Annotated in this window: 19 protein-coding genes; 9 read left to right on the forward strand and 10 right to left on the reverse strand. The window is 69.7% G+C overall.

What is annotated here, in order from left to right; genetic code table 11:
- Positions 1–2 precede the first annotated feature (2 nt).
- From ACWZEH_RS10235 to ACWZEH_RS10245, 3 genes are all read left to right on the forward strand, one after another.
- The gene (locus ACWZEH_RS10235) at positions 3–383 is read left to right on the forward strand and encodes a hypothetical protein (protein ID WP_456197645.1); all 381 of its coding nucleotides are present in this window, start codon (positions 3–5) and stop codon (positions 381–383) included.
- A gap of 277 nt (positions 384–660) precedes the next feature.
- A complete protein-coding gene (locus tag ACWZEH_RS10240; RefSeq protein WP_456197646.1) occupies positions 661–999 on the forward strand; it encodes a hypothetical protein in 339 nt (112 codons plus the stop codon).
- A 56-nt stretch (positions 1,000–1,055) separates the two neighbouring features.
- Positions 1,056–5,309 (forward strand): hypothetical protein, encoded by a 4,254-nt coding sequence (locus tag ACWZEH_RS10245; protein ID WP_456197648.1) that lies wholly within the window; start codon positions 1,056–1,058, stop codon positions 5,307–5,309.
- A 60-nt stretch (positions 5,310–5,369) separates the two neighbouring features.
- Here the strand turns inward: ACWZEH_RS10245 and ACWZEH_RS10250 are convergent, their stop codons facing one another.
- Entirely contained in the window at positions 5,370–5,627 is a 258-nt protein-coding gene (locus ACWZEH_RS10250; protein ID WP_456197650.1) for a GntR family transcriptional regulator, read from the reverse strand.
- 146 nt (positions 5,628–5,773) lie between these two features.
- Between ACWZEH_RS10250 and ACWZEH_RS10255 the strand changes: the two genes are divergently transcribed.
- Together ACWZEH_RS10255 and ACWZEH_RS10260 are read left to right on the forward strand one after the other, a co-directional pair.
- Positions 5,774–5,971: a hypothetical protein gene (locus ACWZEH_RS10255; protein WP_456197652.1), complete on the forward strand. Its 198-nt coding sequence runs from the start codon at positions 5,774–5,776 to the stop codon at positions 5,969–5,971.
- Positions 5,972–6,020: 49 nt separating this feature from the next.
- Complete coding sequence (locus ACWZEH_RS10260; RefSeq protein ID WP_456197654.1) at positions 6,021–6,185, forward strand: hypothetical protein; 165 nt, start codon at positions 6,021–6,023, stop codon at positions 6,183–6,185.
- A gap of 277 nt (positions 6,186–6,462) precedes the next feature.
- Here the strand turns inward: ACWZEH_RS10260 and ACWZEH_RS10265 are convergent, their stop codons facing one another.
- From ACWZEH_RS10265 to ACWZEH_RS10290, 6 genes are read right to left on the reverse strand one after another with little or no spacing between them, the layout of a single operon-like run.
- Positions 6,463–6,966: a hypothetical protein gene (locus ACWZEH_RS10265; RefSeq protein ID WP_456197655.1), complete on the reverse strand. Its 504-nt coding sequence runs from the start codon at positions 6,964–6,966 to the stop codon at positions 6,463–6,465.
- A 13-nt stretch (positions 6,967–6,979) separates the two neighbouring features.
- The gene (locus tag ACWZEH_RS10270; RefSeq protein ID WP_456197657.1) at positions 6,980–7,126 is read right to left on the reverse strand and encodes a hypothetical protein; all 147 of its coding nucleotides are present in this window, start codon (positions 7,124–7,126) and stop codon (positions 6,980–6,982) included.
- On the reverse strand, positions 7,123–7,914 hold the full coding sequence (locus ACWZEH_RS10275) for a hypothetical protein (protein ID WP_456197659.1): 792 nt from the start codon (positions 7,912–7,914) through the stop codon (positions 7,123–7,125). The genes ACWZEH_RS10270 and ACWZEH_RS10275 overlap by 4 nt, the downstream gene beginning before the upstream one ends.
- The gene (locus tag ACWZEH_RS10280) at positions 7,911–8,303 is read right to left on the reverse strand and encodes a DUF6907 domain-containing protein (protein ID WP_456197661.1); all 393 of its coding nucleotides are present in this window, start codon (positions 8,301–8,303) and stop codon (positions 7,911–7,913) included. The genes ACWZEH_RS10275 and ACWZEH_RS10280 overlap by 4 nt, the downstream gene beginning before the upstream one ends.
- A complete protein-coding gene (locus ACWZEH_RS10285; RefSeq protein WP_456197662.1) occupies positions 8,300–8,521 on the reverse strand; it encodes a hypothetical protein in 222 nt (73 codons plus the stop codon). Before ACWZEH_RS10285 ends, ACWZEH_RS10280 begins: the two co-directional genes overlap by 4 nt.
- Positions 8,518–8,931 carry a hypothetical protein gene (locus tag ACWZEH_RS10290; RefSeq protein ID WP_456197664.1) on the reverse strand — a complete coding sequence of 138 codons (414 nt, stop codon included), beginning with the start codon at positions 8,929–8,931 and terminating at the stop codon, positions 8,518–8,520. The genes ACWZEH_RS10285 and ACWZEH_RS10290 overlap by 4 nt, the downstream gene beginning before the upstream one ends.
- Before the next feature lie 198 nt (positions 8,932–9,129).
- On the opposite strand from ACWZEH_RS10290, the gene ACWZEH_RS10295 reads away from it, so the two are divergent.
- A complete protein-coding gene (locus ACWZEH_RS10295; protein ID WP_456197666.1) occupies positions 9,130–9,372 on the forward strand; it encodes a helix-turn-helix domain-containing protein in 243 nt (80 codons plus the stop codon).
- A gap of 220 nt (positions 9,373–9,592) precedes the next feature.
- Here the strand turns inward: ACWZEH_RS10295 and ppdK are convergent, their stop codons facing one another.
- Positions 9,593–12,355, reverse strand: a complete 2,763-nt coding sequence (ppdK, locus tag ACWZEH_RS10300) for a pyruvate, phosphate dikinase (protein WP_456197667.1) — start codon at positions 12,353–12,355, stop codon at positions 9,593–9,595.
- An 810-nt stretch (positions 12,356–13,165) separates the two neighbouring features.
- Here ppdK and ACWZEH_RS10305 point away from each other — a divergent pair.
- Positions 13,166–14,851: an alkaline phosphatase family protein gene (locus tag ACWZEH_RS10305; RefSeq protein WP_456199524.1), complete on the forward strand. Its 1,686-nt coding sequence runs from the start codon at positions 13,166–13,168 to the stop codon at positions 14,849–14,851.
- Positions 14,852–14,890: 39 nt separating this feature from the next.
- Here the strand turns inward: ACWZEH_RS10305 and dusB are convergent, their stop codons facing one another.
- Positions 14,891–16,057, reverse strand: a complete 1,167-nt coding sequence (gene dusB, locus ACWZEH_RS10310; RefSeq protein WP_456197669.1) for a tRNA dihydrouridine synthase DusB — start codon at positions 16,055–16,057, stop codon at positions 14,891–14,893.
- A gap of 117 nt (positions 16,058–16,174) precedes the next feature.
- Here dusB and ACWZEH_RS10315 point away from each other — a divergent pair, with 117 nt between their 5' ends.
- Both ACWZEH_RS10315 and ACWZEH_RS10320 read left to right on the forward strand, forming a co-directional pair.
- Complete coding sequence (locus tag ACWZEH_RS10315) at positions 16,175–17,620, forward strand: MFS transporter (protein WP_456197671.1); 1,446 nt, start codon at positions 16,175–16,177, stop codon at positions 17,618–17,620.
- Between the two features lie 133 nt (positions 17,621–17,753).
- Complete coding sequence (locus tag ACWZEH_RS10320; RefSeq protein ID WP_456197673.1) at positions 17,754–17,960, forward strand: hypothetical protein; 207 nt, start codon at positions 17,754–17,756, stop codon at positions 17,958–17,960.
- Between the two features lie 73 nt (positions 17,961–18,033).
- Here ACWZEH_RS10320 and ACWZEH_RS10325 read toward each other — a convergent pair whose 3' ends face one another.
- Positions 18,034–19,416: a glycine--tRNA ligase gene (locus ACWZEH_RS10325; protein ID WP_456197675.1), complete on the reverse strand. Its 1,383-nt coding sequence runs from the start codon at positions 19,414–19,416 to the stop codon at positions 18,034–18,036.
- Positions 19,417–19,577: the final 161 nt, after the last annotated feature.

A 19,577-nucleotide genomic window follows, 5' to 3' on the forward strand; every position in this document is an offset into this window, starting at 1 on the left:
ACGTGAGTCGTCTGAGCATTGCCGCAGGTCAGAGCCCTGTAGCCGTGACACCCGGGGAGCTGGGTGAGTCGGGGGCTCGGCTGTGGGAGTCGGTGTTCGAGCACTTCGACCTGGACGTGCACGAGGAACTGGTGCTGTTGCAGGCGTGCCGCACGGCGGATCTGCTGGATCGGCTGGCCCGTCGGGCGGACGGTGCGGAGCTGACCGTGGTGAACGCCAAGGGTGAGCAGGTGACGGCTCCTTGGATCACGGAGCATCGTCAGCAGTCGCTTGTCCTGGCCCGTCTGCTGGCCAGTCTGCGGATGCCGTCGGGCGAGGAGGACAGCCGGCCGCAGCGTCGGGGGGCGGCCCGCGGCTCGTATGGCGTGCGGGGTGCGGTGTGAAGCGGCGCCCGGGGCCCCCGGAGGTGCCGGCGCACGTCTCGGAGTTGCAGCCGGACCGCTACCGGTCCGCGGCGGCGGCCTACCTCGAGCGGCATCCGGATGACACGTTCTGGGCTGCGATGGCTGTGTGGCGGGCGTTCCTTGCGGAGCGGCACGTGTGGATGCGGAGCCGCGGCATGCCGTCCCGCGTCAACGGCCGCCCTCGGTTCGGTACGCCTCTGCCGCCGGTGGCGTGGGTGCGGGAGACGTTCGGTACGCCTGAGGCGAGGTGGCCGTCGTGAGGCGCCGGACCCGGGATCCGGACCGGATGCCGGAGTGTCTGCGCCGATTCGACTGGCGGGAGTGGAGGCCGCCCGCTCTGGAGGATGATCCGTTCCCGCACTACGTGGAGTGGATTCTCGGCTATCGCGACTTCGACGAGGCCCGGCAAGCGTGGCTGGCTGGGCAGCCGGTGTTGCTGCCGCCGGAGCGGCCGTTGCCGGACCCGATCCCGTACACGGGCCTCCTGCCGTCGATTGATCGGACGACGCAGCCGTCCCGGAACGAGGGGCGGGGCGAGCCGCAGGCCAAGTTCATCGCTACGTACTACAAGCGGGGCAGGCCTCGCCGCTCCTGAACAACTGATCCAGACTTGTCCTCTAGGCCCGCGCCACGTCGCCTGAGGAGGGCGCGGTGCCTGCTATCTCTGTCGGCTCAGTTGAAGTCGATGTACTCCCCGACGCCCGGGGTTTCCAGGGGCGTTTGCGTGCGGCGGTCTTGCCGGCTGCTTCTCCGATCGGTGATGAGCTGGGTCGGATCATGGGCCGTCAGATGGCCGCTCAGCTCGCGTCGGCGGTCCGTGATGGTGTGACGACGGGTGGCCGTACTGCGAGGGCGCCGGCGACGACGCAGGGCGCGCAGACCGGTAGCGCGTTCGGCCGGGGCATGCGGACGGCGGTCGCCGCGGCGTTGCGGGATCTGCCGGAGATCGAGATCAACGCGGACAGCACGGATGCGCAGCGGGAGATTGCGCAGATCCGGGCGCAGATGCGCACGCTGATGGATGTCGAGGTGGGTGTCGACATCGATGCGGGTGAGGCGATGGCCCGCCTGGCGCAGTTGACGGCCCGCCTGCAGCGCCTGGAGGCGTCCGATGTGGACGTCGATGTGCGGCTGGACACGGGGGCCGCGTCGGCTTCGCTGGCGCGTTTTCAGGCGCAGGTGAATCGGCTGGATGGGCAGACGGCGAACGTCGACGTGGACACGCGGTCGGCGGCGGCGAACCTGAACCTGCTGGCGACGGCCGGCTTGGCGTTCGGTCCTGCCCTGCTGCCGGTGCTTCCCGTTGTCGCCGCCGGTTTGGGTGCGGTGGCTGCTGCGGCGACGGCCGCCGCCGTGGGTGTCGGCGGTATCGCTCTGGTCGCCGTGCCGGCGTTCAAGCAGATCGGGACGACGCTGCAGGCTCAGAAGGCTGCGCAGGAGGCGGCGACTCAGGCCACCAGCCAGGGCGGGCAGGCGGCGGCGCAGGCTGCTTCGAGGGCGAGTCAGCTTGCGTCGGCTCAGGCTGCGGTGGCGTCGGCGGAGCGGAACGGGGCGCGGCAGATTGCGTCGGCGCAGCGGCAGGTGTCGGATGCTCGCCGTAGCGCGGCTCAGACGGCCGCTCAGGCGTCCCTGAGGGCGCAGCAGGCGGCTCAGGCCGTCCAGGACGCGGAAGGCGACCTCGCGGACGCTCAGAGGGACGCACGGCGCGCCCAGGAGGATTTGACGGACGCCCGTCGCACGGCGGTCCGCGAGCTCGAGGACATGAACCGGCAACTCGCCGGCGCGCAGCTGGATCAGCGTCAGGCGGTCCTCGACGTGCAGGATGCCGAGAAGGAGCTGCGGGAGGTCCGTAAGAAGGGTGCCGCGGCCGGTCAGGGGGAGTTGGCGCGGGCCCAGCTCAACTATGACAGGGCGAAGCAGCAGCTCGCCGACCAGACGTCGGAGACAAAGCGGCTCGAGGTTGAGACGAAGGCCGCGAATAAGGCCGGCGTGGACGGTTCGGAGACGATGCGCACGGCGCACGAGAGGGTGGCCGCGGCTCAGGAGACAGTGGCGGACCGGACGCGGTCGCTGAAGGACGCGCAGGCCGACCAGGCGCGCACGGCGACGGAGAACGCGCAGCAGCTCGCGGACGCGCAGCGGAAGATCGCCGACGCGCAGCGGGGCGTGAGTGAGGCTCAGGTGCAGGCCGCGGAGCAGGCGGCTTCGGCGCAGCGTTCCCTGCAGCAGGCGCAGCAGCCGGTGACCGCGGGCGTGAACCAGGCGGCGATCGCGCAGGCCAAGTATCAGGCTGAGCTGGCGAAGCTGACGCCGGCCGCCCGGGACACGATGGCCGCGTATACGGGTCTGCGGGACGCGTTCGGCGCCTGGTCGAAGTCGCTGCAGCCGGCCGTGATGCCCATCTTCACGCGGGCCCTCAACGGCATGAAGAACGCGCTCCCCGGTCTGACGCCGTTCGTCCTGGAGGCGGCGGACGCGATCAAGGGGTTGCAGGACCGGGCGTCGGCCGGGTTCAAGTCGCCTTGGTGGAAGACGTTCAAGAAGGATCTCGAGACGTCCGTCGGCCCTGCCATCACTGGCCTGGGTGTGGCGTTCGGGAACATCTTCAAGGGCATGGCGGGGGTGATCGGCGCGTTCCTGCCGCACATGGACGACATTTCTGGGCGCATGGAGTCGGTGACCAAGAGGTTCGCCGACTGGGGTGCCGGCCTCAGAGGGTCGCCGGAGTTCCAGCGGTTCCTGTCGTACTCCTCGGAGATGGGCCCGAAGGTGTGGGAGACGCTGCGGAACATTGCGGGCGCCTTCCTGTCGGTGGGGCAGGCGCTCGGGCCGATCGGCGGTATCTCTCTGCAGGCGCTCGGTCTCCTCGCGCAGGGCATCCAGTGGGTTGCCGACCATGCGCCGTGGGCGATCCAAGGGATTTACGGGATTGTCACGGCCATGTATGCGTGGCGTCTGGCCATGCTGGTGTGGACGGGCGTTCAGTGGCTGCTCACGGCGGCGGTGGCCGCGTACAACGCGGTGATGATGGCGGGCCCGTGGGGTTGGATTCTCCTCGCCGTGGTGGCCGTGATCGGGGTTGTGGTCCTGCTGTACAACCGCTTCTCGTGGTTCCGCGCGGGCGTCCAGGTGGTATGGGACTGGCTGCGGACGGCGTCGCTGGACTTGTGGAACGCGGTGCTGAAGCCGGTGTTCACGTGGATCGGCGAGATCGTCGTCTGGCTTTGGCAGAAGATCATCAAGCCGTACATCGGGTTCATCATCAGCTACTGGAAGACGGTTGCCAGCGTCGCCATGTGGCTGTGGCAAAAGGTGCTCGCCCCGGTGTTCCGCGGCATCGGAGAGGTCATCGCTTGGTGGTGGAAGAACATCGTTCAGCGGTACTTCAACATGGTCAAGGCTGCCGCGAAGACGCTGGGCGAGGCGTTCCAGAAGGCGTACAGCAAGGCGATCAAACCGGCTTGGGATGCTGTCTCGTCGACGATCAGCCGGGTGTGGGAGAAGGGCATCAAGCCCGCTTTCAGTTCGGTGAAGACGGGGGCCCGCCTCGTCGGGGAGGCGTTCGAGGCTGCCCGGAAGGCCATCAAGAAGGCTTGGGACAAGATCTCGGGGATTGCGAAGAAGCCCGTCGAGTACGTCGTGAACACGGTGTACAACAACGGCATCCGGAAGGTGTGGGGGTTCGTCACCAAGGCGTTCGGCGGTGACCCGCTCCCGGAGTTCACCGGCTTCGCGTCCGGTGGCGTACTGCCCGGGTACACGCCGGGCCGTGACGTTCACCGGTTCGTGTCGCCGACGGGCGGCGGCCTCGAACTGTCGGGCGGTGAAGCGATCATGCGGCCGGAGTTCACGCGGGCGGTCGGCTCGGGGTTCGTCCACTCGGTGAACGCCATCGCCCGCTCTCAGGGCGCGCAGGGCGTGAAGGCCGCGCTCGCCCCGATGTTGGGCGGGAACCCGTCGATGCCAACGGATCGCAGCCTGCCCTACGCGTCGGGCGGGGTGGTGCAGTCGTTCGCCGATGGGGGCATCTTCGGCTGGATCAAGTCCGCGGCGAAGGCCGGCCTGGGTGCCGGTTCGGCGGCATGGAACAAGATCAAGGAGTCTGCATCCTGGCTGAAGGACGGCCTTGAGGCGTCCGCGCGGGCGGGCATGAAGAACGTGGTCGATCCGCTGATGAAGTCGTTCCCGGGCATGGACACCGGCTTCGGGAAGGTCATCCGCCGCATCCCCAACAAGGTCATTGACCGGCTGTTCGGGTACAGCAAGGAGGCGGACAAGCGGGGCGCCGGCGGTATCGGCGGCCCGCGGATCCAGGCGGCGGTGAAATGGGCGAAGACCCAGCACGGCAAGCCCTACCAGTGGGGCGGCAACGGCAATCCCTCGTGGGACTGCTCCGGGTTCGTGTCGGCGATCGAGTCCGTGATCCGCGGGCAGAAGCCACACCGCCGCTGGGCGACGGGCGCCTTCTCCGGGCGGACGGCTCCCCCCGGCTGGGTGAAGAACGGGGCCAGCGCGTTCCGTATCGGCATCACGAACGCGGGCGTGGGCCACACGTCGGGAACGATCGGCAAGACGAACGTCGAGTCGCGCGGCGGTGACGGCGTGGTCGTCGGCTCCCGCGCCCGCTCCTACAAGTCGCCCCTGTACACCGACTGGTACGGCTTCGAGCCGGGCAAGTACGACAACGGCGGGATGCTGCAGCCGGGCTTCAATCTGGCGTACAACGGGACGGGCCGGCCCGAGCCGGTGCTGACCGGCTCCCAGTTCAACGCGCTCGCCCGCGGTGGCCAGCAGCAGCCGGTTGTCGTGGAGCTCCACGCCCGTGAGGGCACCCTGTCCGACATCATCGACGTGCGGATCCGGGACCACGACCAGGCCCTCGTGCAGGTACTCAACGCGATCTGAAACGGCAAGGCCCCCGCCCTCGAGGACCGAGGGCGGGGGCCCGTTCCCGTGGGGGGCGAGCTAGTCCGCATCCTTTGGCGTGTCCGGTAGGGCGATGACGTACACGCCCTTGCCTCGCACGGTGACGACCAAGCCGCGTTTGATGAGCAGCTGCACGGCCGCCCGCGCCGTCGGTCGGGACACGCCGAACTCGTCCACGATGCCCGCCTCGGACGGGATGCGCCGGCGCGGCGAATAGGTGCCGTCGGCGATCCGGGCAGCGAGGACCGCGGCGATCTGCTCATACAGGGGTTCGGGCCCGTCGAGATCTACGGTCATGTATCGACCGTAGGAGTCATACGTCGGTGCTTCTCGTTGGGTGACGCCACCTGACAACACCTGACAAGTGGGCCTACGCTGCGGGAATGGAAAGCCCCCGCAGCCTGGCTGGGCCCGGGGGTGTGGACGACTGGTGAGGAGTCGACATGGACGAGAGTACGCAGACCGAGGACGCCGCGGGCACCCCCACGAGCTACGGCTTCTGCAGCTGGCACAACCGCTTCGCCGCCGGCGTCCGGCTCATCGACGTCATCGAGCAAGGCTCCGGCCCGGGGCACGTGCACTACGCCTGCCCGCCCTGCCGTGAGGTGCACGGCCTGGTCCCGTATGCCGACAGGCCGTAGACCCCAGCGCGAAGCCCCCCGAGGCGATGCCGTCTCGGGGGGCTCCGTCATGCCGGGCTCACTGCTGATGGGGGCAGTTCTCTACCCACCATCCGCACTGCCCGCAGTACTCGTGCACGAGGGCGAGGAGTCGACGGATCATGTCTGGTTCACCTCCCCCTCGACGATGTGGATGTGGGTGTGGTTGGGCCGGTCGGGCGGGGCGCTGGTGTAGATCAACATCCCCTTCTGAGTTCGAGAAGGGGTCACGCCCACAAACTCGTGACCTGCGCATTCACTGCAAGAGGGGCGGTCCTCCCCCGGTGGGGGAGGGGCGGACGAATCGGACACCGGGCGGCGGGCCGCCCGCCAGAGGGCAGCCACGCCGGCCGCCCACACGGTGAGCACTCCGGCTTCCTCGGAGGCGGCGAACACCGCGGCGACCGCTGCACCGCCGAGGACGACCAGGACGCACCCGCCGGCCGCCCGGGACGGCTCCTCGGACTCCGCCATCACAGGGCTCCGTACACCGCGTTGCCGAGCCAGTTCACGGCCTGCGCCAGGGGCACCGCGGCGAACCCCGCGACACCCGCGCTGGTGCCGAGGCAGATGCCGCACCAGGCGCCGGCCTTCAGGTCCCGGCCGTACCTCGACTTCTTCGCCGCGGCGACCATGCCCACGGTGAGGATCAGAACGACGGCGCCGCCGGTCTGGGTGAGCGGCAGGTAGGCGCTGCCCGTGGCGGACTGGCCGGTCTGCCCGCCCACGCCCCACACGAGGGCGACGTCGCCGAGCCAGTTAGTGATCCAGAGAGCGGTGTCGGCGATCCAGCCGACCAGGCCGCCGACGGTGAGGATCGCGAGGACGCCGTAGGCCCAGGCGAGGACGAACGGCAGGAGGCTGCCAACGAGCTGGGGCTTCTTCTGCAGGGCCTTGTGGCCCGGGTACCACTGGACGAGGGTGGCGACGAGGATGCACACGCCGATGGTGACGCCGCCGATGGTGACGATCTGCATGAGCTGGGTTCCTTCAGCGGTACAGGGCCGCGGCGAGCGCGGCGAGGGTGAGCATGAGGGCGCACGTCCCGGTGACCGGGGGGACGGTGCGGACGTCGACCAGGGCGAGGCCGAGGAGGGCCGCGAGGGCGGCGAGCGCGAAGACGGCGGCGAGGATCATGCGCCGTCCCGGGCGGTGCGCAGGAGGCGCCGGCCGTAGCCGTCGCTCACGCCGAGGCGGGTTCCGATCTCGGTTCCGGTGAGTTCCGGTTCCGTCTGCAGCCACGTCCGGACGGTGGCGACGCGGGCCTCGAAGGTGGTGTTGCCGCTGTCCTCGGAGGCGATGTCGTCGGCGCCGGTCCCGGTCGCCGGAACCGTGGGCGGAACCGGTTCCGGGGCCGGTTCCGCTCTGGTTCCGCCAGGGGTCCTCACTAGTGAGGACCCTTCGGAAAGTCGCAGGTCGAAGCCGGTTCCGCTGGTTCCGCCCGCGAGTTCCGCCAGGGGCTGCCAGGGGCCGAGGACGGGGGCAGGTGTCTGAATTTCAGACACCTCGGGGGCCCGCTCCACGGTGATCGGTTCCGCCAGTTCCGCCGCCGGTTCCGCCGGGGCGGAACTCGGTTCCGGCAGGCTTTCAGTTTTGAAAGCCTGGGTCCCTTCGGAGAGGCGGTGAACACGCCACAGGACGAGCGGAGCAATCGCCGACACGGCCACCACCAAGGGCGCGCTCACCGGCAGCAGCTTCACCGCCACGAGGTGCGAGGCAGCGTTCACCACGATCAGGGCGCAGACGACCGCGAACACGTCACGGCGGGCCCGCAGCGCGGCGATGGCGTACACGTCCAGGGCGGCCGGGACTCCGGCCGCAACGTAGGTGCCGAAGCCGCACGCGACGGCCAGCTCGTACTCCGCGGAGGCGAGGACGGCGAGGACCGCGGCGAGCGCAGCCCAGAGCAGTGGGTCGCGCTTCACAGGACCTCACCCCGCAGTCGGAGTGCTTCGGCGGCGACCTTCTCGAGCCGGGCGGCGGCCGTGCGCAGTGCGCCGGCCACCCGCCCGATCTCCTCGGCCTCGAAGTCGCCCACGAGGTCGACCTCGACGGCCACCCGCGGCACCAGCTCGGCGAACGGCGCCCACGAAATCCGCGCGTTCAGCACCGGCATCAGCCCGTAGGACTCCGTGACGACCGACGCCTTCACCCGAACCGAGTTGCAGGTGATGTCGTTGCGGCCGATGACCGCACCCGCCTGCCAGTGATGCCCGATGCACCAGGCCGGGCAGTCGAACGTGACCGGCCCGCAGTCGAGCGTGTCCAGGGTGACCGTGCGGACCGCCGGAAACGGCGGAGGCGCCCCGTTCACTGGTCTTCACTCCGCTCGGCGTCCAGCGCGGCAAGCAGGTCGCGCAGGACGTAGTGGAGGCCGTAGGCGGCGCGGATCATCTCGTCCCGGTCGTGGATGTTCGCCTGGGCCTTCTCGGCGAGGACCTTCCGGGCCTGGCCGATGGCGCGCTCCAGCGGCGGGACAACGACGTGCGCGTCCTTCTGCGGGTCGTACAGCGGGTTGTAGGAGGTGCTCACCGGTTGCCCCCGCCCTGACGGACGCGACGCAGCGCCTCGTCGGCCTGGCCGGAGTCGCCGTCGTCGTCGCTGCGGGAGGTGACCAGCGGCGCCGGCATCGGCGCCACGTCCACCCCGAGCGCCTGGGCGAGCAAGTAGCGGGCGACCGTGTCCCGCTCGAACTCGGACCGGCCGGCGGGCATCGTGAGCAGCAGCTCACCGGTCTTCCGCTCGACCACCGCACCGAAGAACTCCCGGTCGGTGATCTCGGAGTCGAAGAGGGTCACGCCCAGCTCGTTGATGAGCACGGGCAGAGGGGTGTCCATCAAGTGATCGACGGACAGGATGGGCATGGCACGCGACTTGTCGGCGGCCGTCGGCTGCTTCGGGATCGACGGCAGGTTGACGATGAGGGATACGCTTTCGCGCATGGTTCGGTCCCTTCGAGAGAGGGTCGATACCTAGGCCCCGTTCCGGTGGTGACACACCGGGCGGGGCCGCCGCCGTTTATGGCGACATGGACCACCGTAGGGAACATCATGTTCCCTGTCAACGCGTCGGGACCTAGTTATTCGTTGCCGATCTAGGTAACGTCATGTTCCATGATGACGAGTGGAACACTATGTACCATGGACAAGCGATCATTGGCCCAGCTCGCAGGCCGGTTCAGAGACGCCGAAGCGCGGACCGAAATCCTGCGGCAAGAGCTGGCCGTCGCCATCGCCCAGGCGGACACCGACGGCGTCGCACAGAAGGAGATCTGCGAGGCGACCGGCTACACCCGCCAGCAGGTGCGCCGCATCGTGAAGGCGGTCACGGAAAGCAACGAGCCCCCGTCGGCCGTTACAGGGCACAACGAGGGCACAGCATGACTGGGCCTAACCGGGTCCGTCCGGGCGCGGCTAGACGTATACCCGCAGGTCAGAGCGTGATTTGACGCAACAGGGCAGATCATGCAGGAGAGGGCGGCACCCCCGCACGGGTGCCGCCCCCTCCTTCGTGATCCGGAGCCGTTGCCGATCGGTGAGGGTGGTCGGGTGACAGGCAACGGCTCCGGGGCTTGTGGGTCGGGTCCGCTTCGCCCCGGAGGGGTCAGCGGTGGTCGCTGCCCTTCGAGGTGACCGCCGCGCGGCCGGCCTCCAGGCGGGCGACCGGGATGCGGAACGGGGAGCAGGAGACGTAGTCCAGGCCCACCTCGTGGAAGAAGTGGACGGACTCCGGATCGCCGCCGTGCTCGCCGCAGACGCCGAGCTTGAGGTCGGGGCGGGTGGCGCGGCCGGCCTCGGCGGCGAGCTTCACCAGGGAGCCGACGCCGTCCCGGTCGATCGTCTCGAACGGGGAGACGCCGAAGATGCCCTTCTCCAGGTAGGCCGTGAAGAAGCTGGCCTCCACGTCGTCCCGGCTGAAGCCCCACACCGTCTGGGTGAGGTCGTTCGTGCCGAAGGAGAAGAACTCGGCGGCCTCCGCGATCTGACCTGCGGTCAGGGCGGCGCGCGGCAGCTCGATCATCGTGCCGATGGCGAGCTTCAGCTTCGTTCCGGTGGCCTCCTCGACCTCCGCGATGACCTGGTCGGCCTCCTCGCGGACGATCTCCAGCTCCTGGACCGTGCCGACCAGCGGGATCATGATCTCGGCGCGCGGGTCGCCCTTGGCCGCCCGTCGCTCGGCCACCGCCTCGGCGATGGCCCGTACCTGCATGGTGAACAGGCCGGGGATGACCAGACCGAGCCGCACGCCGCGCAGGCCCAGCATCGGGTTCTGCTCGTGCAGCCGGTGGACGGCCTGGAGGAGGCGCAGTTCGTTCTCGTGCGGCTCCTGGCGGGACTCGGCGAGGGCCACGCGGACCGACAGTTCGGTGATGTCGGGCAGGAACTCGTGCAGCGGCGGGTCGAGGAGGCGGACGGTGACCGGGAGGCCGTCCATGCCCTCGAACAGCTCGACGAAGTCCTTCTTCTGCAGCGGCAGCAGCGCCTTGAGGGACTCCTCGCGCTCGTCCTGGGTGTCGGCCAGGATCAGCCGCTCCACCAGCTCGCGCCGGTCACCGAGGAACATGTGCTCGGTGCGGCACAAACCGATGCCCTGGGCGCCGAAGCGACGGGCGCGCAGCGCGTCCTCGGCGTTGTCGGCGTTGGCGCGTACGCGCAGCCGGCGCTTGCGGTCGGCGAAGGCCATCATCCGGTGGACCGCCTCGACGAGCTCGTCGGCGTCGTCGGCGCCCGGGTGCATCCGGCCCTCGAAGTACTCCACGACCGGCGACGGCACGACCGGGACCTCACCGAGGTAGACCTTGCCGGTCGAGCCGTCGATGGAGATCAGGTCGCCCTCCTCGACTACGTGCCCGCCGGGGACGGTCATCCGGCGGCGCTTGGTGTCGACCTCGAGCTCCTCGGCGCCGCAGACACAGGTCTTGCCCATGCCGCGCGCGACGACGGCGGCGTGCGAGGTCTTGCCGCCGCGGGAGGTGAGGATGCCCTCGGCGGCGATCATGCCGTCCAGGTCGTCGGGGTTGGTCTCGCGGCGGACCAGGATGACCTTCTCGCCGGAGCGGGACCACTTGACGGCGGTGTACGAGTCGAAGACCGCCTTGCCGACCGCGGCGCCCGGCGAGGCCGCGATGCCGCGCCCGACCTTCTCGACCTTCGTGTCCTCGTCGAAGCGCGGGAACATCAGCTGGGCGAGCTGTGCGCCGGTGACGCGGGTGAGCGCCTCGGCCTCGTCGATCAGGCCCTGGTCGACGAGCTGGGTGGCGATGCGGAAGGCCGCGCCCGCGGTGCGCTTGCCGACACGGGTCTGGAGCATCCACAGCTGGCCGCGCTCGATGGTGAACTCGATGTCGCAGAGATCCTTGTAGTGGTTCTCCAGCGTCTCCATGATCTGCATCAGCTGGTCGTACGACTTCTTGTCGATCCGCTCCAGCTCCGCGAGCGGCACGGTGTTGCGGATGCCCGCGACCACGTCCTCGCCCTGGGCGTTCTCCAGGTAGTCGCCGTAGACGCCCTGGTGGCCGGATGCGGGGTCGCGGGTGAAGGCCACGCCGGTGCCGCCGCCCCTGGACGTCGCAGTCGGGCCGAGGTTGCCGAAGACCATGGAGCAGACGTTGACGGCGGTGCCCAGGTCGTGCGGGATGCGCTCCTGGCGGCGGTAGAGCTTGGCCCGGTCGGTGTTCCACGAGTCGAAGACCGCGTGGATGGCGAGGTCCATCTGCTCGCGCGGGTCCTGCGGGAAGTCCCGGCCCGCCTCGGTCCTGACGATCTTCTTGAACCTGGCGACCAGCTTCTTGAGGTCGGCGGCCTCCAGCTCGGTGTCGACCTCGACCTTCTTGGCGGCCTTCGCCGCCTCCAGCGCGTCCTCGAACAGCTCACCGTCGACGCCGAGGACGGTCTTGCCGAACATCTGGATGAGGCGCCGGTAGGAGTCCCAGGCGAAGCGGTCGTCGCCGGCCTGCTTGGCGAGCCCCTGCACGGACTTGTCGGACAGGCCGATGTTCAGGACGGTGTCCATCATGCCCGGCATGGAGAACTTGGCTCCGGAGCGGACCGACACGAGGAGAGGGTCGTCGCTCTGGCCGAGCTTCTTGCCCATCGCCGCTTCGAGGGCGTCGAGGTGCGCACTCACCTCGTCACGCAGTGCCGCCGGCTCCGTGCCGCTCTCCAGGTAGACCTTGCAGGCCTCCGTGGTGATGGTGAAGCCGGGAGGGACGGGAAGACCCAGATTGGTCATCTCGGCGAGGTTCGCACCCTTGCCGCCGAGAAGGTCCTTGAGGTCCCTGTTGCCCTCGGTGAAGCCGTAGACGAACTTCACGCCCTCAACGCCGTGAGCCTGCTGGCCTACGTGGGGATCTTTGTTTTCCGACACGGGTCTCGACTCCTCGAGGACGCGGTGGCTGCCCTGACGGGCAGGAACATACCCAGATCAAAGGCATCTGGGTACGTCCACACGTGCGTCATGCGCCTGCGACCACTCCGCCGCCACGGGATCGAAAGTCACAGCTCGGCAAGCTCTCGCAGCCGCATGTGTTCATTTCTTGAACGCATTGATTCCGGATTGAGCGATCCGGTCGCTCATGTGAGCGACAATCGGCACGTCTGATTTCGCTCGATGAACGATCAAAGGATGGCACCGAGTGCCATCCTTTGAGAAGTGCAGTCGCTCGTGATCCGCTCATCTGAGCGCAACCCTTATCAGGGGTGGCGAGAATCACGCTGCCACAGTCGCCGGGATTTCACCATGCGGACGCACCCCGTACGCCTTCCCCGGCCGCCGCGCCCGGGCGGCTGTACAGGCACCTCACCGAGGCTCCACGGACGGCATGCCCGGCCTTTGCCCCCTGTTCGCCGAACGTACCTCCCGCCGCGCTGAACACGCCGGTCAGCACGCCCGTACGGAACTACGGCGGATCCGGACCCCCACGCCGGGTCCGCCACCTCACCGGGTTTTGCACGGAAGGACCTCCGGGTGCCTGTCTTCACACGCCTGCGCCGACCGACACGGACGACCGAGGAGAACCGACAGGGGGAAGAGCGCCCGCACCCGGCGGAAGAGACAGGGAAGGCAGAAAAGGCAGGGAAGACAGGGAAGGCAGGGAAGGCCGAGGGCACGGAAGGGGCGGAGGAACAGCGTGGGGAAGCGGCCTCGAAGGGGCTCATCCCCCGCGTCCCGCACCCCCTGCGTGCCCTGCGTGCCCACTGCGCCCGCCTGCGCGCGCGGCACCCCCGTGCCGCGCGCGCCACCCGCTGGGCCCTGCACGGACTCGCCGCCGCGCTGATCGTCGGCGCGCTCCTGCTGCCGAACACCGCCGGCGCCCTGCGCCCCAGCCGGTTCACCCGGATCCCGGCCGAGGCGATCATCGGGGCCGTACTGCTGCTCGCGCTGCCGCGCCGGCCGCGGATCGTCGCGGCCGCGCTGTACGGGGCCGCCATCGCCGTACTGACCGTGCTGAACCTGCTGGACATCGGGTTCAACGAGTATCTGGGCCGGGGCTTCAACGTGGTGCTCGACTGGGGGCTGCTCGACGACGCGCAGCACTACGTCGAGGACTCGATGGGCGGTGCCGTCGCCACGGCCGCCGCCGTCGGCGCGGTCGTCCTGGTCCTGCTCCTGGTGGGCGTGATGGCGCTCGCCGCGGTCCGGCTGGGCGACCTGCTGGCCCGGCACCGTACGCGGGCCACCCAAGGCGCGCTGATCGCGGGGACGGTGTGGATCACCTGCACCGCCCTCGGCCTGCAGATATCCGGTGTGCCGGTCGCCTCCGACCGGGCCGCGGCCGCGCTGAAGGTGCAGGGCAAGCGGGTGCGGGACACACTGCGCGACGAGGCGGCGTTCGAGAAGGTGGCGCGCTCGGACCCGTTCGCGGGCACGCCCTCCGACCAGCTCCTGCCCGGCCTGCGCGGCAAGGACGTCCTCATCGCGTTCATCGAGAGCTACGGCCGCACCGCCCTGGAGGACCCGGTGACCGCCCCCGGCGTCACCGGCACCCTGGACGCCGGCACCGAGTCGCTCGCGAAGGCGGGGTTCGGGGCGCGCAGCGGCTGGCTGACGTCGTCGACGTTCGGCGGCAGCAGTTGGCTGGGCCACTCGACGGCGCTGTCCGGCCTGTGGATCGACAACCAGCAGCGCTACCGCACCGCCACCGCGAGCGACCGCCTCACCCTCACCAAGGCGTTCGGCAAGTCCGGCGCCTGGGACACCGTCGGCATCGTGCCGGGCGTCCAGAAGGGCTGGCCCGAGGCCGAGTGGTTCGGTCTCGACAAGGTCTACAACGCCTTTCAGCTGGGCTACCGGGGACCCAAGTTCAGCTGGTCGACGATGCCCGACCAGTACACGCTCGAGGCGTTCCAGCGCCTGGAGCACGGCAGGGAACGCGACGAGGGCAAGAACCTGATGGCGGAGATCATCCTGACCTCCAGCCACCAGCCCTGGGCGCCCCTGCCCGAGATGGTCGGCTGGGACGAACTCGGCGACGGCTCCGTCTTCGCTCCCATCCAGAGGGCGGGGAAGGACCCCGGCAGCCTCATGACGGACGCCACCAGGTCCCGTCGGGAGTACGGCAGGTCGGTCGAGTACTCGGTGACCGCCCTCACCCGGTGGCTGGAGCGCTACGGCACCGACGACACCGTCCTCGTCTTCCTCGGCGACCATCAGCCCATCGCCCGGGTCAGCGGTCCGAGGGCGAGCCGGGACGTACCGGTGACGATCGTCGCCAAGGACCCCAAGGCGCTGGAGGACATCGCCGACTGGAACTGGACCGAAGGGCTGAGGCCGGACCGGGACGCACCCGTGTGGCGGATGGACGCGTTCCGCGACCGCTTCCTGAAGGCCTACGGCTCCGTCCCGCACCCCACGAAGGGCTGACCCGCCGGCACCCGCCGCCGACGCGCGACTCGGCCCGGCTCAGCCGCCCGACGTGTCCAGTTCGGCGTCCTCACCGACGCCCGCGCACTCGTACGGGTCCTTCAGCCAGCCGTCCGGCAGCGCCACCCGGTTGTTGCCGGACGTGCGGCCGCGGGGGCCGTCCGCGCCGGCCGGCCAGGGCTGGTCCAGGTCCAGCTCGTCCAGGCCGGCCCGCAGGGCCTCCAGGGAGGACGTGACCGCGAGCCGCCTCCGCATCTCGGAGCCGACCGCGAAGCCCTTCAGGTACCAGGCGACGTGCTTGCGGAAGTCGATCACCCCGCGGGCCTCGTCGCCGATCCACTCGCCGAGCAGGGTGGCGTGGCGGACCATGACGTCGGCGACCTCGCGCAGCGTGGGCCGGTACAGGTCGCGGCGGCCCTCGAAGGACGCGACCAGGTCGGCGAACAGCCACGGCCGCCCCAGGCAGCCGCGTCCCACCACGACCCCGTCGCAGCCGGTCTCGCGCACCATCCGCAGGGCGTCGTCGGCGGACCAGATGTCGCCGTTGCCGAGCACGGGGATCTCCGGCACGTGCTCCTTGAGCCGGGCGACGGCCTCCCAGTCGGCGGTGCCGCCGTAGTGCTGGGCGGTGGTGCGGCCGTGCAGGGCGACGGCGCTCACGCCCTCCTCGACGGCGATGCGGCCGGCGTCCAGGTAGGTCAGGTGGTCGTCGTCGATGCCCTTGCGCATCTTGATCGTGACCGGCAGGTCCCCGGCTCCGGCGACCGCCTCGCGCAGGATGGAACGCAGCAGGTTCCGCTTGTAGGGCAGGGCCGAGCCGCCGCCCTTGCGGGTCACCTTCGGTACCGGGCAGCCGAAGTTGAGGTCGATGTGGTCGGCGAGGTCCTCCTCGACGATCATGCGGACGGCCTTGCCGACGGTCACCGGGTCGACGCCGTACAGCTGGATCGAGCGCGGCGTCTCGCTCGCGTCGAACGTGATCAGCTGCATGGTCTTCTCGTTGCGTTCCACCAGCGCCCGGGTGGTGATCATCTCGCTGACGAACAGCCCCTTGCCCCCACTGAATTCCCTGCAGAGGGTACGGAAGGGCGCGTTGGTGATCCCGGCCATGGGGGCCAGCACGACGGGCGGCCGGACCGCGTACGGGCCGATCGCCAGGTCGCGCGCGTCCGGGGCCGGGTTCGGGGTGGAGGGGGGCGTGGACATTCCCCCATTGTCCCGCATGCCGAGCACTGCCCGGGGCGCCGCCCGTGGATCTCCGGGCGACACCGTGTAACGACCATTAGTTAGCCGCACTATCGAAGCGCGCGTACGATGGTGGCCATGTCCGAGCTCAATCCGCGCCGACGTCTCCTCGTGCTCGCGATCTGCTGCATGAGCCTGCTCCTCGTGAGCCTGGACAACACGGTCCTGAACGTCGCCCTGCCGTCGCTCCAGAGAGACCTGGACGCCGGCACCTCGGGTCTGCAGTGGACCATCGACGCGTACACGCTCGTCCTGGCGTCCCTGCTGATGCTCGCCGGCTCCACGGCGGACCGGATCGGCCGCAGACGGGTCTTCCTGGCGGGCCTGGTCGTCTTCACCCTCGGCTCACTGCTGTGCTCGCTCGCCCCGGACCTCGAGACGCTGATCGCCTTCCGCATGGTGCAGGCGGTGGGCGGTTCGATGCTCAACCCGGTCGCCATGTCGATCATCACCAACACCTTCACCGACCCTCGCGAACGCGCCCGCGCGATCGGCGCGTGGGGCGCGGTCGTCGGCCTCTCGATGGCGGCGGGACCCCTGGTCGGGGGTCTGCTGGTGGACTCCGTCGGCTGGCGCTCCATCTTCTGGATCAACCTGCCGGTGGGTCTCGCCGCCCTGCTCCTCACCCTGCGCTTCGTCCCCGAGTCGCGGGCCCCCAAGGCCCGCCGCGCCGACCCGGTGGGCCAGCTGCTGGTCATCGTCCTGTTCGGCTCGCTGACGTACGCGATCATCGAGGCGCCGCACGCGCCGCTCTCCACCACGGTCCCCTTCGCCGCCGTCGCGCTCGTGTCCCTGACCGCCCTGCTGGTCCACGAGTCACGGCGCCACGAACCGCTCATCGATCTGCGCTTCTTCCGCTCGGCGCCGTTCAGCGGGGCCACGGTGATCGCGGTGAGCGCGTTCGCCGCCCTCGGCGGGTTCCTGTTCCTGTCGACGCTCTACCTGCAGAACGTACGGGGCCTGAGCGCCCTGGAGGCCGGGCTGTGGATGCTCCCCATGGCTCTCCCGACGTTCCTGTGCGCCCCGCTCTCCGGCCGGCTGGTCGGCAGCCGGGGACCCCGGCTGCCGCTGCTGGTCGCGGGCGGCACGATGACGGCGGCCGGGCTCCTCTTCGCCCTCTTCGAGGCCGAGACGTCCAACGCCACGCTGGCCGTCGGGTACGTCCTGTTCGGCGTCGGCTTCGGCTTCGTCAACGCGCCCATCACCAACACCGCCGTCTCCGGCATGCCCCGTGCCCAGGCCGGGGTGGCCTCGGCGGTGGCCTCCACCAGCCGGCAGCTGGGCCAGGCGCTCGGCGTCGCGGTGATCGGCGCGGTGCTGGCAGCCGGGGTGGGATCCTCGTCGTACGCGGAAAGTTTCGTGACGGCCTCGCGGCCCGGCTGGTGGATCCTCACCGCGTGCGGGCTCGCGGTACTGGTGGTGGGCGCGGTGACCTCGGGCCCCTGGGCACGGGCGACCGCTCGGCGGACGGCCGAGCGGCTGGAGTCGAAGGAGATCCGCGAGGCGGCCGGAGCTGACGCGTAGCCCCGCACGGGGTGGCCACGCGCGAGGTTCGCGCACGACCTCCCCGCCCCCCTCTCCCGCACGGGCCGGACCTCCACCGAATTCCCCCGCGCCGGGCTCCCGTTGATGTTGCTCTTGCTGCACACTCTGCGTCATGCCCCAGATCGACACGAGCAAGGTCAGCCGCTGGGACCAGCACGGGCGGGAACACGTCGTGCGGGTCCGGCGCACCGGTGTGCAGCGCACGATCAGCTGCGGGACCTGCGACTGGCGCAGACGCGCCCAGTTCCTGCCCTGGCTGAAGGCACAGGAACATCTGGCCGAGGCCCACCAGGCGACGGTGGACCCCGCGGGAACGTGAACCGCCCCGGGCGGCGCACAAGGCGCCGCCCGGGGCGGTTCGAGGGAGCCGGCGGCTCAAGGGAGTTACGGCGTCAGCAGCCGACCAGGCGGCTCGCCAGGTAGCCCTCGATCTGGTCGAGGGAGATCCGCTCCTGCTTCATGGTGTCGCGCTCGCGCACCGTCACCGCGTTGTCCTCGAGCGTGTCGAAGTCGACCGTGACGCAGAACGGCGTACCGATCTCGTCCTGGCGGCGGTAGCGGCGGCCGATGGCGCCGGCGTCGTCGAACTCGATGTTCCAGTTCTGCCGCAGCGCCTGGGCGAGGCCCTTGGCCTTCGGCGACAGCTCCGGGTTGCGGGAGAGCGGGAGCACCGCGACCTTCACCGGGGCCAGGCGCGGGTCGAGGCGCAGCACGGTGCGCTTCTCCAGCTTGCCCTTGGCGTTGGGCGCCTCGTCCTCGATGTACGCGTCGAGCAGGAAGGCGAGCATCGCCCGGCCGACACCGGCCGCCGGCTCGATGACGTACGGCGTCCAGCGCTCGCCGGCCTCCTGGTCGAAGTAGGAGAGGTCCTGGCCGGAGGCCTTGGAGTGGGCGCCGAGGTCGTAGTCGGTGCGGTTGGCGACGCCCTCGAGCTCACCCCACTCGCTGCCGCCGAACTGGAAGCGGTACTCGATGTCGGCGGTGCGCTTGGAGTAGTGGGAGAGCTTCTCCTTCGGGTGCTCGTACCACCGCATGTTCTCCTCGCGCATGCCGAGGCCGGTGTACCAGTTCCAGCGCTGCTGCATCCAGTACTCCTGCCACGTCTCGTCCTCGCCCGGCTTGACGAAGAACTCCATCTCCATCTGCTCGAACTCGCGGGTCCGGAAGATGAAGTTGCCGGGCGTGATCTCGTTGCGGAAGGACTTGCCCATCTGGGCGATGCCGAAGGGCGGCTTGCGACGCGAAGTGGTCTGCACCTGGCCGAAGTTGGTGAAGATGCCCTGGGCGGTCTCGGGGCGCAGGTAGGCGACGGAGCCGGAGTCCTGCGTGGGGCCGAGGTGGGTGGAGAGCAGGCCCGAGAACTGCTTGGGCTCGGTGAACTGGCCCTTGTTGCCGCAGTTGGGGCAGTTGATGTCGACGAGGCCGTTCTCCGGGGCGCGGCCCTTCTTCTCCTCGTACGCCTCTTCCAGGTGGTCCGCGCGGAACCGCTTGTGGCAGGCGGTGCATTCGGTGAGCGGGTCCGAGAAGGTGGCGACGTGACCGGAGGCGACCCACACCTCGGGGGCCAGGATCACCGACGAGTCGATACCCACGACGTCCTCACGCGACGTCACCATGTAGCGCCACCACTGGCGCTTGAGGTTCTCCTTGAGCTCGACACCCAACGGCCCGTAGTCCCAGGCGGCACGCTGGCCGCCGTAGATCTCACTGCAGGGGAATACGAAGCCTCGGCGCTTGCTCAGGCTGACGATGGTGTCGATCTTGTCGGCGGCCACGGTGCTCTCTTCATTACGACGACGGGCGACGAAGCGAGATTGCTTCCAGCGAAGCACTCAGGCTACCGGCGGGGCCCGCCCCCCGACCAATTCGGGGCCCTGCCCACTGTGCTCAACGCCTCTCGTCCAGTTTGTTGACAACGGTTTCCATATTTGTTGAA

This window comes from Streptomyces yamdrokensis, from assembly GCF_053890455.1.